Here is a 13,162-nt window from a genome sequence, read left to right as displayed (position 1 = left end):
GGTTACGGTTACGAGCGGGCCGTCGCCTCCGCGTCGCACGCCTGCCCCCGCAGCGCCCGCGCCAGGTCGTCCCGCGCCTCCAGCACGAGCCGGCGCAGGGCGGGCGCGGCATCCGCGTGCGTGGACAGCCACGCGTCCGTCGCCGCCAGCGTCGCCGGCGAGTCCTGGAGGGCCGGGAACAGGCCGCGCACCACATCCATGCCGATCTGGATCGACCGCTCGCTCCACACCCGCTCGATCGCCGCGAAGTACTTCTGCGCGTACGGCGCGAGCAGCTCCCGCTGCGAGGTCTGCGTGAAGCCCGAGATCGTCGACTCGACCAGCGCGTTGGAGAGCCGGTCGCCCTCCACGACCTGCGCCCACGCCTGCGCCTTGACCGCCGCCGACGGGCGGGCGGCCAGGCAGCGCACCTGGTGACGCTTGCCGGACGCGGTGTCGTCCCGGGCGAGTTCCGCGGCCAGCACGCCCTCGTCGGCGACTCCGTGCGCGGCGAGCGGCTCCAGGAACGTCCAGCGCAGCTCTTGGTCCACATCGAGCCCGTCGATCTTCTCCGTGCCCTCCAGCAGGCCCCGCAGCACCGCCAGGTCCTCGGCGCCCGACCTCACCGCCGCGAAGCACCGCGCCCACGCCAGCTGGTGCTCGCTGCCCGGCTCGGCCGCCCGCAGCTCCCGCAGCGCCCCGTCCGCGACCAGCCGCTCACCCACCGGCCGCCACTGCGGCGCCGCGTAGTGCACGAGCGCCGACCGGGTCCACGCGTGCAGCATCTGGAGCACGCCGATGTCGGACTCACGCCCCGCGAACCGCAGCACCAGGTCCACGAAGTCCCGCGCCGGCAGCAGCGCGTCCCGGGTCATGTTCCACAGCGCCGACCAGCACAGGGCGCGTGCCAGCGGGTCGGTGACCTCGCCCAGCCCGTCTCGCAGCGTCGCCAGCGACGTCTCCTCGAAGCGGATCTTGCAGTACGTCAGGTCGTCGTCGTTCACCAGGACGAGCTCCGGCGCGTCCGCCCCGGCCAGCTCTCCTACGACCGTCCGCGCGCCCTCGACGTCGATCTCCGCGCGCGCGTACCGCTCCAGCGCCCCGCCGGCGCCCCGCCGGTACAGGCCCACCGCGACCCGGTGCGGCCGCAGCTCAGGGTGCGACTCCGGAGCCTCCTGCACCACCGCCAGCTCGTCGACCCGGCCGTCCGGGCTCAGCAGCACCTGCGGGGTCAGCGAGTTGACGCCGGCCGTCTGGAGCCAGGACCGCGACCAGGCGGCCATGTCCCGCCCGCTGGTCTCCTCCAGCACCGCCAGCAGGTCGCCCAGGCGCGTGTTGCCGTACGCGTGCCGCTTGAAGTAGCGACGCGCGCCCTCCAGGAACGCGTCCTGCCCGACGTACGCCACGAGCTGCTTCAGCACCGAGGCGCCCTTGGCGTACGTGATGCCGTCGAAGTTCAGCTTGGCGTCCTGCAGGTCGCGGATGTCCGCGGTGATCGGGTGCGTGGACGGCAGCTGGTCGGCGCGGTACGCCCACGCCTTGCGGCGGTTGGCGAAGGTGATCCAGCCGTCGGTGAACCGCGTGGCGCCGACCAGCGAGAACGCGCCCATGAAGTCGGCGAAGGACTCCTTCAGCCACAGGTCGTCCCACCACTGCATGGTGACCAGGTCGCCGAACCACATGTGCGCCATCTCGTGCAGGATGACGTTGGCCCGGTTCTCGTACGACGCCCGCGTCACCTTGCCCCGGAAGATGAACTCCTCCCGGAACGTCACCAGGCCCGGGTTCTCCATCGCGCCGAGGTTGTACTCGGGCACAAACGCCTGGTCGTACTTCCCGAAGGGGTACGGGTAGTCGACGTGGTCGTGGAAGAAGTCCAGGCCCTGCTTGGTCACCAGGAACACGTCGTCGGCGTCGAAGTAGGGTGCGAGGCCCTTGCGGCACAGGGCGCCGAGGGGGATCCGCAGCCGGGTGCCGTCCTCGAGGACACGCTCGTACTCGTCCGTCACGTAGTGGTACGGGCCCGCGACCACACACGTGATGTACGTCGAGATCGGCTTCGTCTCCGCGAACCGCCAGATCCCGTCGACCCGCTCGCCCGCGCCGTTGCTCCACACCGTCCAGCCCTCCGGCGCCCGCACCTCGAAGCGGAACGGGGCCTTCAGGTCGGGCTGCTCGAAGTTGGCGAAGACGCGGCGGGAGTCGGCCGGCTCGTACTGCGTGTACAGGTACACCTCGCCGTCCTCGGGGTCGACGAAGCGGTGCAGGCCCTCGCCGGTGCGGGAGTAGGCGCACTGCCCGTCCACGACGAGTTCGTTGTCGGCGGCCAGGTCCTCCAGCTGGATCCGGGAGCCGTCGAAGATCTCGCTGGGGTCGAGGTCGCGGCCGTTGAGGGAGACGGCCGTCACACTCGGCGCGATCAGGTCCGCGAAGCTCGAAGCGCCGGGCTCGTTGCAGCGGAACCGGATCGTGGTGACGGAGCGGAAGGTGCGCGGCCCCGCGCCGCCCTCGTCGCCGACGGCCGAGCGCACGTCGAGGGACACCTCGTACCCGTCGACGGACAGCAGGGCGGCCCGCTCCCGGGCCTCGTCGCGGGACAGATTCTCACCGGGCACGGGCGGCACTCCCTCAAACGATGCGGGTCCCCCCGCTCGAGCGAAGCCGAGAGTGGGGGAGCGTACGGCTGAACAGGACCGATCCTGCCATGCGCCCCTGACGCGGGGCAGCCGGGAATGGGACGGGCGCGGTGGCCGTTGAGCATTCAAAGGCACTTGTGACGCAACGTGTGACGTTTATCCGAGGAGAAGCATGTCCGAGAGCGCGACGACCTCCGGAAAGACCCCCGTCGACTTCTGGTTCGACCCGCTGTGCCCGTGGGCGTGGATGACGTCCCGGTGGGTGCTGGAGGTGGAGAAGGTCCGCGACATCGAGGTCCGCTGGCACATCATGAGCCTGGCCGTGCTCAACGAGGACAAGCTCGACGAGCTGCCCGAGGAGTACCGCGAGATGCTCGCGAAGACGGCGTGGCAGCCGGTGCGCGTGGTGACCGCGGCCTGGCAGAAGCACGGCGCCGACGTCCTCGGCCCGCTCTACACCGCGCTGGGCACCCGCTTCCACAACGACGGCGCGGGCCCGACCCGCGAAGCCATGGCCGCCGCGCTCGCCGACGTGGGGCTGCCCGCCGACCTGATCGACTACGCCGACCAGGAGGACTTCGAGTTCGACGCCGAGCTGCGCGCCTCCCACAAGGAGGGCATCGACTGGGTCGGCCAGGAGGTCGGCACGCCGGTCATCGCCGTGCCCGGCGCCGACGGCGAGCAGCTCGCCTTCTTCGGCCCGGTCGTCACCCCGGCCCCGAAGGGCGAGGAGGCCGCCCGCCTCTGGGACGGCACCCTCGCCGTGGCCTCGGTCCCCGGCTTCTACGAGATCAAGCGCACCCGCACCAAGGGTCCCGACTTCAGCAATCTGTAGGACTCACCCGGCGTCGGCCGGCTTCTCCCGGAACCTCTCGGGGAGCCGGCCGCCCGCCTTGTTGAGGTACGGCTGGTACCACAGGCAGCCCGGGGCGGTGCACCGCCACAGGTCGTCCACATAGTGGCGCTCCCCCCTCTCCTCCCGCACGGCCGCCTTCTCCTCGGCGTCGAGCTTGCGGAAGTCGTGCCAGGCACGGCAGGTCGGACACCACTTGTGGGTCATGTCAGCCTCTTCTCGCCAGCACCGCCAGGTCCGGGAAGCCGGTCACCACCGCGCCGGCCCCCAGGTGGTAGTACAGCGCGTATTCGGCGAACGTGTCCCCGAAATCGTCGGCTCCGGTACCGCGCCGGGAGCCCGCCGCCAGAGGTGGGTGGGGCGCCCAGCTGGCGGGCGACGTCGAACGGCGGCGCGGGCACGGCGCCGTCGAAGAACGCCTGGATGTCCTCTGGGCAAACGCCGGCCAGCGGCGATGCCGACGGGACCGTGCGGCTGCGGGACGTATCTCTCCCCGGCCCGGCCGAAGCAGTCCGCAAGATATGCCGTGCCGTCAACCGGGACCTCACCCAGCAGGAACGCTCGGTATACCTGCAAGGCCAACCGCCCCGCCACGTATGTGCGTCCCGACAGGGCGGTTGGTGAGCAGCTCGGCAACCGCGTCAAGTCACGAACCGCCCTCCCACGCACATGGTCGGGCACGGCAGGGGCCGTCGTGTCGGCTTTGGCATGCGACTGCCTTGTCCCGCACGGCCGTTCAGATGCGTGCCCGCGCCTGTTCGAGCCGGTCCAGGTGCTCCTCGTACCCCTTCGCGTAGTACGCCGCCCGCCTCGCGTCCGGCTCGACCACCGCCGTGGGCCGCGTCCACTCCTCCGCGTCCAAGGCCACCCCGTACCGCTCGGCCGCCGCGAGCACCGCGCCCCGCGCGCCGACCTCGCCCTCGACGACGCCGAGCGGCCGGCCGAGGACGTCGGCGAGCAGCCGCATCCAGGCGGAGCTGCGGGTGCCGCCGCCGCACACCGCCAGCGTCCCGGTGAGCCCGGCCGCCTCCAGGCAGTGCCGGGCGGCGTAGCCGATGCCCTCGCAGGTCGCGCGGACCAGGTCGCCCTTGGTCGACTCCAGGGAGACACCGGTGAGCTCGGCGCGCAGCCGCGGCTCCACGAACGGGGCCCGCTCGCCGGACGGCGCGAAGTACGGCAGGACCCGCACCCCGTGCGCGCCCGGCGGCGTGTCCGCGAGGAGGCCGTCCACCTCGTCGTGGGGGACACCGGTCGTGGTCAGCACCCAGTCCAGGGCCGCCGTGCCGACCATCGCGGGCATGGCGCGCAGCCAGTGGCCGGGGCGGTCGGTGGAGATGTACAGGCCGGCCGGCTCGCCGGACAGGTCCAGCTCGGTCGTCGCGACCAGGCTGGCCAGGCACGTGCCGACGATCAGCAGGCCGTCGCCCGGGGAGGTGACGCCGGCGCCGAGCGCGCTGGCCGGCAGGTCGTACGGGCCGTTCGCGATCCGCGTCCCGGCGGGCAGGCCCTCGCCGCGCGTCCCGGCCGTCGCGATCGGATCGCTCACCGGGGCGAGCAGGCCGCGGCGGTGGGTGAGACCCAGCAGCTCCACCACCCGGTTGTCGTACGCCCGGGTGCGCGGGTCCAGGAACGGCATCGACGCGTCGGAGACGTCCGTCGCCGCCCGCGGGGAGCCCGTCAGACGCTGGAACACCATGTCCTTGCAGTACAGAGCGGCGGTCGCCGCGTCGAGGGCGGCCGGCTCGTGACTGTCCAGCCAGGCCAGCAGCGGGCCGGGGCAGCCGGGGAACATGGCGCTTCCGGTGCGCCGGAACACCGTCTCGAAGGTGCCGTCCGCCAGCCATCGGTCGACCAGTTCATGCGCGCGGCCGTCCATCCAGGAAGCCGCCGGCCGCACCGGGCGGCCCTCCTTGTCGACCAGCCACACCCCGTCGCCCTGCCCGGTCAGCCCGGCCAGCTCGACCGGCTCCGGCACCCGGGACGTCAGCTCCCGCAGCACGGCGACGACCGCCGCGTACACCTCCTCCATGTCCTGCTCGACCTGCCCGCCATGCAGGGCGAGACCCACCGGGCGCGCCGCGACGGCCCGTTCGCGGCCCTCGGTGTCGAACGCGGCGGCTTTCACCATGGACGTGCCTACATCGATACCGACGTACATCCCAACCCACCTCTTTTGGCTCGGTCGGCTGTGCAGTGCCTTTGCAGCTGGCGTGCCGAATGTTTGGCTCGTTCGCCTTCGGGGCGCCACGTGCCGGTGCGGCTCTCTCGCGGCCCGTGTCGTCGGACCAGTGGGCGTTGGTGGGCCCGCACCCACATCGCCCTCAGGTCAGGCAGTGCGCCAGCGGCTCCCCGCGCACCCAGCGGCCGACCTCCTCCGCGGCGATGCGTGCCGCCTTCTCCGCCACCGCGCGCGAAGCCCCGCCCAGGTGTGGGGTCAGCACCACGCGTTCCGCCAGTGCCCGCAGCCGGGAGCCCTCCGGGAGCGGCTCGTGAACGTACGTGTCGAGCGCCGCCGCCGACACCTGCCCGCTCTCCAGCGCGTCGCACAGCGCGACCTCGTCCAGCAGCGGTCCGCGGGCCACGTTCACCACCACCGCGCCGTGCGGCAGCAGCGCCAGCTCACGGGCGCCGATCAGGCCGCGCGTCTCGTCGGTGAGCCGGGCGTGCAGGGTGATCACGTGGGAGCCGCGCAGCAGCTCCTCCAGCGAGTTCACGCGCAGCCCGTGGATCTCGCCGTGCACATACGGGTCGTACACCAGCACCCGTGCCCCGAACGCGCACAGCACGCGCGCGACCCGGCTGCCCACGGCCCCGTAGCCGACCAGGCCGACCGGCAGGTCCTCCAGCTCCAGACCGCTGTGCTCGTACGTGTAGTACGCCGCCCCTGCCCAACTGCCCTGCCGGGCGAGGAGGTCGTGGGCCTGCGGGATGCGGCGCAGGGCGGCGAGCATCAGGCCGAGGGTGAACTCGGCGGTGGCGGCGGCGTTGCGGCCCGGCGCGAAGCAGACCCGCACGTCACGCTGTTTCGCCGCGTCCAGGTTGACGTTGACCGGGCCGCCCCGGCACACCACCACCAGGCGCAGGTCCGGGCAGGCGGCCAGGACGCGCTCGGTGACCGGCCCCATCTGCGTGACCAGCACCTGTGCCCCGGCCAGTGCCTCGATCATCTCGTCCTCGGCATCACTGGCCTCCTGCACCTCGGCCACCGGGCCGAAGGGATCGAGCGGCCAGCCCAGCTTCAACTCCCTTACGTTCACGGGCTGTTCGCCCGCTTCACGGCCGACCGCGTCGGCGATCAGCGAGGGCAGGACGAAGTGGTCGCCGGCGGCCACCACACGCACGTTGTTTCCTGAGGTCATCGCAGGGAGTCTCCCGTTTCGGCGTCGAAGACATGGGTGTGGTGGGCGTCGGCGATGACGTGCACGCGCTCGTCGTGCCCGAGGCGTACCTCGGGGTCGGTGAGCAGGACCAGGTGCGGTGCGACGCCGTCGAGGGTGAGGCGGAGATCCTCGGGGCGGCTGCCGACGGTCACCTCCCGGCTTGCGGCCACCGGCACGGGCAGTGGGAGCGTCACGGAGTCCGAGAGGCGGGCGTGGCCGTCGTCGGCCGCGACGGCGGGCAGCCGGTTGATCGCGGGCGCCAGTCCCGTCATGAGTGCCCTTCGTTGCGCACACCTCGTAATGGATCTTGTGCTCGTGCAAGTCCCCGCAGCGCCCGAGTCGGCTGCGGTTCCTGGTGGTAGGCGTAACCGTTCCAAATCAAGTGAGCAGGGATGAGCCTTTGACCCACCCTTGGTCACTGCGGGTATCCCGAACGGTGTTGGATGCCCGTCTGGTCACCCGCGTACTCTCCATACCCGGCAACGGCCTTCCAGGAGCGCGGTCCGTGGTATGTCGGCGGGGTTCCTCACACCCTTGAGTGGCCGAGTCGGCCTGGGCGGTCCGATGCCCGCATCCATCGCTCTGGTGGATGCGGGGCGGTGCCGTCCGTCGCCGGATCGGGTGCCCGAGGGCGCGTCGTCCGATCGCGATGCTCGCGGCATCGTGCCGGGTCACGGTACGCGTTGTGCTGGTGAGGGGCTTTTGCCAGTGCTGGGCGCCCCATTTGGAGGTGTAGGCCGGATCGACGGCGACGATGGACAGGCCGAGTTCGGCAGCCATCGAGACCAGGCGGGCCTTGAGCCTGGCCGTGGGCATGCCGGAGATCAACTTGCGGAACTGCTTCTTGCGGCCGTGTTTCTCGCGGGTTTTCTCCGCGGTGAAGTCCAGGTCTTCGATCGCGATCGCGGCCACGCCGCAGCGTCGTGCCCAGTGCAACAGGCGGGTGAGAGCGTGCCGGAGCTGGGCGTCCCGGTGGGAGGTGGGTCCGGTGAGGTCGAAGAAGAAGTGGTGTGGATCGCCGACCGGGTTGCCGTGGGCATCGAGCCGGTAGGCGGCGAAGTGGTCGCCATTGGTGTCCACGCCGATCATGCCACGGATGCGGGCTGCTCCCAGGGGGATCGTCCGCACGGCCGGGCGCTGCCAGGAGGCAGTCAAGTACCAGCGCCCGCGTGCTGTGTCCAGGTGGATGCGGTAGGCAAGGGCACGGTTCGTGGTGACGCGGTCGGCCCACTCAACACCCCGGTGCTTGAACTGCACGCGGGAGGCCAGTACGTACCGGCCGTGCGGGGCGTTGGCGAGATGGGCCAGTGGCGCAGGCAGTTTGATGCTGACCTCGCCGCCCGGCGTGACGCGGATGGTTTCGTTGCCGTACCGCTTCCCGCTTTCGCCGTCTGCCTGCAGGAACCAGCGCGCCACCTCCCACCGTCGGCGCCACTGGTCCTCGGTGAGCTGCGATTCTGCGAGGTGGTGGCGCTTGGTCAGTAGCTGTTTGCCGCCCCGCACGGCTCGAACGCGCCCGGCCTGCCAGTCTGCGCGGGCCGTCTCCAGCCGGGCCTCCAGACAGGCCAGCCGACGGGACTTGGCGTGCCACTCCTGCCGGGACCGGTAGCCTCCGGGTGCCCGCTTGGAGCCGGGTTGTCCGATCGGCAGGGACATGCGGTGGCGCAGTTCGCGAATGCCAGCCTCCAGCTTCTGAATGTGGGCAAGCTGGCAACGGCGGGTCAGTGCCCACTGATCATGAGTCGCTCTGGTGATGCTGCCTGCCCAGCGCGACGACGATGGCGCGGTCAGGATCCGTTTGCGCGCGCTCCACCGGTCGCTGTCGTGCTCCAGACCGTCCGCACAGCGGGCCTTGAGATCCAGTGAGGCGAGCCGTCCCAGGTGCTCGCCCACCGCGCGTAGCACCCTCTCGTCCTCGGCGGTCAGATGCTTGAGCCGGTCCCGTACCGCCACCCCCGCAGGGCCAGGCACCACGAATGGTCCCGCGCCTTCCCGTGCCCTGCCCACCCGTTCACCTCCTGCCCGGCCGAATCCCAGACATCTCATCAACGAACGTCGCGCGCAAGAGTCACGCGTTCGATGGAAGAACTTCTGTTCCTTGCTGTCCGGAGTAAGAGATTCGCATGAGCGCTGACAAGGCAATCGGTCAACCAGCCTTCATCCTGAGCTGTTTCGGGCCCTGAGGTCGGCCTTAGTAGGGTCGGGGGCTGGAAACGGAGCCTTCACAGGCCACCGCGCCAGTCCCCGACCCTGCTTGGTCACTCCGCCCCTGCCTCATGGTCGGACATCCCTGAGCAGAGTGAAATGGGTATAGACCTGCGCGATGCATAGTAGGAGGTCCGATGGCGGACGAGACGGGCGAGGCCGGCGAGGGGTGGCTGGGGATCGACCTGGGGACGCAGAGCGTCCGAGTGCTGCTGGTCGCCGGGGACGGCAACGTGCTCGGCAGCGGTGCCGCTCCGCTGGACGGGCGCCGGGAGGGCGGACGGCACGAGCAGGACCCGGACGACTGGTGGGAGGCGGTGTGCGCCGCGTCCCGCTCGGCACTCGGCCCGCTGCCCGGCGTACGGATCGGCGGGCTCGCGGTGTGCGGCACGTCCGGGACCGTCCTGCTGACGGACGACTCGGGCCGCCCGTTGAGCCCCGCCCTGATGTACGACGACACTCGCGCCGCCCAGGAGGCGGCACGGGTGCGGGCAGCGGGGGTGGCGGTGCAGGACACGTGGGCGTTGCCGAAGGCGGTGTGGCTCGTGGGGGAGTACGGCGGGGAGGGGGGCGCCGGTCAGCTGCGCGGCGTCGGCCGGTCCGGCGGCGTTCGCCCGCGCGGCGTCGGCCGTCTCCGCCTCGCCCACCAGCCCGACCTGATCATCGCCCGCCTCACCGGAGAACCGCCGCCCGCGGACTCCAGTCACGCCCTCAAGACCGGGTACGACCTGGAGCGCGACGCCTGGCCGGGGGCCGCGCTCGACGGGCTGAGCCTGCCCGAGGGGCTGCTGCCCGATGTCGTACGGCCCGGCACCCGGCTCGGCGAGGTCTCCCCGGCCGCCGCCGACGCCACCGGCATCCCCGCCGGCACGCCCGTGATCGCCGGGATGACCGACGGCTGCGCGGCCCAGATCGCCTCGGGCGCGCTGCGGCCCGGCTCCTGGAACTCGGTGCTCGGTACGACGCTGGTGCTCAAGGGCGCCGCCCGGGAGCCGGTACGGGACCCCACCGGCGTCGTCTACAACCACCGTGCGCCGGACGGGACCTGGCTGCCGGGCGGGGCGTCGAGCGTGGGCGCGGGCGTGCTCACGGCGGCCTTCGCGGGCGCGGACCCGGCCGCCATGGACGCGCGGGCCGCCGCCTTCGAACCGTCCGGCGCGGTCGCGTACCCGCTGGTGGCGCCGGGCGAACGCTTCCCGTTCCGCGCCCCGGACGCCAGCGCCCTCCTCCTCGGCGAACCCGTCGACGACGCCGACCTGTGGGCCGCGCTGCTCCAGGGCGTCGCCTTCGCGGAACGCCTGTGCCTGGACTACCTGCAGCACCTGGGTGCCCCCCTCGACGGCCCGCTCACCTTCACCGGCGGCGCCGCCCGCAGCCCCTACTGGAACCAGCTGCGCACCGACATCCTCGCCCGCCCCGCCCGCGTCCCCGAACAGACGGAACCGGCCCTGGGCATGGCGGCGCTCGCGGTTTACGGCACCGGCGGCTCCCGCACGCTCCCCGACGTCACCGACCGCATGGTCCGCACCCGTACCACGTACGAACCCCGCCCCGACCGCACCGCCCGCTTCGCGGAGCCGTACGCTCGCCTCGTCGACGCACTGGAGGCGCGCGGCTGGCTGCCGCCCCCGGTCGCCGCGCACGCCCGTAGCCGCCTGGACCCGGACACCGTGGACTGATGACCACCCATGTGCGGCACTCACACCAGGAGGCCGGCCGATGAGCAGCACCACCCTCCTCCTCACCCGCCACGGCCAGACCGTCTGGCACGCCGAGAACCGGTACGCCGGGATCAGCGACGTCGCCCTCACCGACACCGGGCGGGCCCAGGCCGAGGCGCTGGGGCGCTGGGCCGCCGCGCACCCGGTGGACGCGGTGTGGACGTCCCCGCTCTCCCGCGCCGTGGCCACCGCCGAGCCCGCCTGCCGCGCCCTGGACCTCACCCCGCACCGCGAACCCGACCTGCGTGAATGCGACTTCGGGTTGGTGGAGGGCCGCACCCTCGCCGAGTTCGCGGCGCAGAACCCGGCCGCGGCGGACGCCTTCCGCGCCGACCCCGTCGCCCACCCGTTCCCGCAGGCCGAGGACCCCACGGCCGCCGCCGGCCGGGGCGCCGCCGCCCTGCACCGCATCGCCGCCGCCCACCCCGGCGCCCGCGTCCTGGTCGTCGCCCACAACACGCTGCTCCGCCTGGTGCTGTGCCGCCTGCTGCACATCCCGCCGGCCGAGTACCGCCGTGTCTTCCCCCGCCTGCGCAACGCCGCCATCAGCGAACTCCGCCTCGACACCGACTCGGCCGCACTGCTCTCGCTGAACGTGCCCTGCGAGTGAGCCCGTACGGGGGGAGCCCGCTCAGCGGCTCGTACGCGAGCACCCCCAGCCGGGGCCCCTGCGCGGTGGCCGCCGCCCTGGACAGCCGCGCCTTGAAGGCCCCCGCGGGGGCCTTCTCCGGCTGTCGGTCAGCGGTCGGTCTGCTGCTTGGCGCGCGCCTTCTGCCACGCGTACCCGACCGCCGCCAGGAACAGCGTCATCCCGCCCGTCGAGTACAACTGCACCCGCGTCTCCGGCTGGCGTGCCATCAGGACGAAGACCGCGGCCATGCCCGCCAGCGCGACCCACGTCAGCCACGGGAACGCCCACATGCGCACGACCAGCTTCTCCGGCTCCTCGCGCTCCAGACGACGGCGCAGCCGCAGCTGGGAGACGGTGATGAAGATCCAGACGACCAGGATCACCGCGCCGATCATGTTCAGCAGCCAGGGGAAGACGTCGTTCGGGCGCCAGTAGCTCAGCAGCACGCACAGGAAACCGAACACGGAGGAGGCGAGCACGGCGAACCGTGGCACCCCGCCGAAGACCCGGCCAAGCGCCTTCGGGCCCTCGCCCCGCCGCACCAGCGAGTAGGCGATGCGCGAGGCGCCGTAGATGTTGGCGTTCATCGCGGACAGCAGGGCCACCAGCACGACCACGTTCATCAGCTGGCCGGCGCCCGGGATGCCGAGGTGGTCGAGGGCGGCGACGTAGGGGCCCCTCTCGACCACCTCCTTGGAGTCCCACGGCACGAGCGTGACGATGACCGCCATCGAGCCGATGTAGAACAGCGCGATGCGCCACATCGCCGTACGGACCGCGCTCGCCACGCCCCTGACCGGGTTCTCCGACTCGGCCGCCGCGATGGTGACCGTCTCCAGACCGCCGTAGGCGAACACCGAGGCGAGCAGGCCGATGACCAAACCCTCGCCGCCGTTGGGGAGAAAGCCGCCCTCGCCGGTGAGGTTGCTGGTGCCGGGGGCGTCCGTGCCGGGCAGCACGCCCACGATGGCCAGCAGGCCGAGTACCAGGAACAGGGAGATCGCGCCGACCTTCAGGGCCGCGAACCAGAACTCGAACTCGCCGAAGTTCTTCACGGCGGCCAGGTTCGTGCCGCAGAACACCACCATGAACAGCGCCACCCACGCCCACTCCGGCGTGCCCGGCAGCCATCCGCTGACGATCTTCGCGGCGCCGATGCCCTCCAGGCCCACGGCCGTGCACAGCAGCACCCAGAAGGACCAGCCCGCGGTGAAGCCCGCCCAGGGGCCGATCGCACGCTCGGCGTGTGCTGAGAAGGAGCCGGACGACGGGTACGCCGCCGACATCTCGCCGAGCATCCGCATCACCAGCATCACGAGGAGGCCGGAGAGGGCGTAGGCGAGGACGATCGAGGGTCCGGCGGCGGCGATGCCCGCGCCGGAGCCGACGAACAGCCCGGCGCCGATCACCCCGCCGAGGGCGATCATCGACAGGTGGCGCTGCTTGAGACCGTGGGACAGGGAGACGCCGTCCGTCCTCGACTGCGTCTCAGTGGGGGTGCTGGGCATGGGCGCGGCTCGTCCAATGCGTCGATGGCAAAAACGCCGACAGTGTCTCACGTGCCTTGGCGAGTCTCTACAGTCGGCGCCGGTCCACCCCGCGTAGCCCACACCACCCCACCTCAGTGACCGGTATCACGCCGCATCATGTGTAAGCGGCACCCTTTGTCCGAAGCGCACCAAGCCGCCGCCAATGCCTTTGTCGGGCGCTGACGGTGAACGGCGCGAGCGCGCTGGGATAGCGTCACCGTGTCCCAG

Annotated in this window: 10 protein-coding genes and 1 pseudogene; 3 read left to right on the top strand and 8 right to left on the bottom strand. The window is 72.0% G+C overall.

The features are described from left to right. Positions 1–8: 8 nt before the first annotated feature. Positions 9–2,594: an aminopeptidase N gene (pepN, locus tag H8R17_RS05595; protein WP_187822006.1), complete on the bottom strand. Its 2,586-nt coding sequence runs from the start codon at positions 2,592–2,594 to the stop codon at positions 9–11. A gap of 193 nt (positions 2,595–2,787) precedes the next feature. Between pepN and H8R17_RS05590 the strand changes: the two genes are divergently transcribed. After that, positions 2,788–3,450, top strand: a complete 663-nt coding sequence (locus tag H8R17_RS05590; protein ID WP_187822005.1) for a DsbA family protein — start codon at positions 2,788–2,790, stop codon at positions 3,448–3,450. A gap of 3 nt (positions 3,451–3,453) precedes the next feature. Here the strand turns inward: H8R17_RS05590 and H8R17_RS05585 are convergent, their stop codons facing one another. The 5 genes from H8R17_RS05585 to H8R17_RS05565 all read right to left on the bottom strand — a co-directional run bounded on the left by H8R17_RS05585 (position 3,454) and on the right by H8R17_RS05565 (position 8,894). Beyond that, on the bottom strand, positions 3,454–3,675 hold the full coding sequence (locus H8R17_RS05585; RefSeq protein WP_187822004.1) for a hypothetical protein: 222 nt from the start codon (positions 3,673–3,675) through the stop codon (positions 3,454–3,456). A gap of 529 nt (positions 3,676–4,204) precedes the next feature. Beyond that, complete coding sequence (locus H8R17_RS05580) at positions 4,205–5,626, bottom strand: FGGY-family carbohydrate kinase (protein WP_187822003.1); 1,422 nt, start codon at positions 5,624–5,626, stop codon at positions 4,205–4,207. A gap of 163 nt (positions 5,627–5,789) precedes the next feature. Further along, entirely contained in the window at positions 5,790–6,827 is a 1,038-nt protein-coding gene (locus H8R17_RS05575; RefSeq protein ID WP_187822002.1) for a 2-hydroxyacid dehydrogenase, read from the bottom strand. After that, on the bottom strand, positions 6,824–7,120 hold the full coding sequence (locus H8R17_RS05570; protein ID WP_262505041.1) for a hypothetical protein: 297 nt from the start codon (positions 7,118–7,120) through the stop codon (positions 6,824–6,826). Before H8R17_RS05570 ends, H8R17_RS05575 begins: the two co-directional genes overlap by 4 nt. A 106-nt stretch (positions 7,121–7,226) precedes the next feature. Further along, positions 7,227–8,894: a transposase gene (locus H8R17_RS05565; protein ID WP_223124680.1), complete on the bottom strand. Its 1,668-nt coding sequence runs from the start codon at positions 8,892–8,894 to the stop codon at positions 7,227–7,229. A 296-nt stretch (positions 8,895–9,190) separates the two neighbouring features. On the opposite strand from H8R17_RS05565, the gene H8R17_RS05560 reads away from it, so the two are divergent. Next, positions 9,191–10,732, top strand: coding sequence for an FGGY-family carbohydrate kinase (locus H8R17_RS05560; RefSeq protein ID WP_187822000.1), 1,542 nt, complete (start codon positions 9,191–9,193; stop codon positions 10,730–10,732). A 40-nt stretch (positions 10,733–10,772) separates the two neighbouring features. Then, positions 10,773–11,384 (top strand): histidine phosphatase family protein, encoded by a 612-nt coding sequence (locus H8R17_RS05555; protein WP_187821999.1) that lies wholly within the window; start codon positions 10,773–10,775, stop codon positions 11,382–11,384. A 16-nt stretch (positions 11,385–11,400) separates the two neighbouring features. Here the strand turns inward: H8R17_RS05555 and H8R17_RS46390 are convergent. Next, positions 11,401–11,481 (bottom strand): annotated as a pseudogene (locus H8R17_RS46390) (superoxide dismutase); the annotation flags it as partial. 31 nt (positions 11,482–11,512) lie between these two features. Further along, positions 11,513–12,913, bottom strand: a complete 1,401-nt coding sequence (locus tag H8R17_RS05550) for an amino acid permease (protein ID WP_187821998.1) — start codon at positions 12,911–12,913, stop codon at positions 11,513–11,515. Positions 12,914–13,162: the final 249 nt, after the last annotated feature.

The sequence above is a fragment of the Streptomyces sp. TRM68367 genome (genome assembly GCF_014495685.1).
Classification (GTDB): Bacteria; Actinomycetota; Actinomycetes; order Streptomycetales; family Streptomycetaceae; genus Streptomyces.
This window is presented reverse-complemented; position numbering and strand designations above follow the sequence as displayed.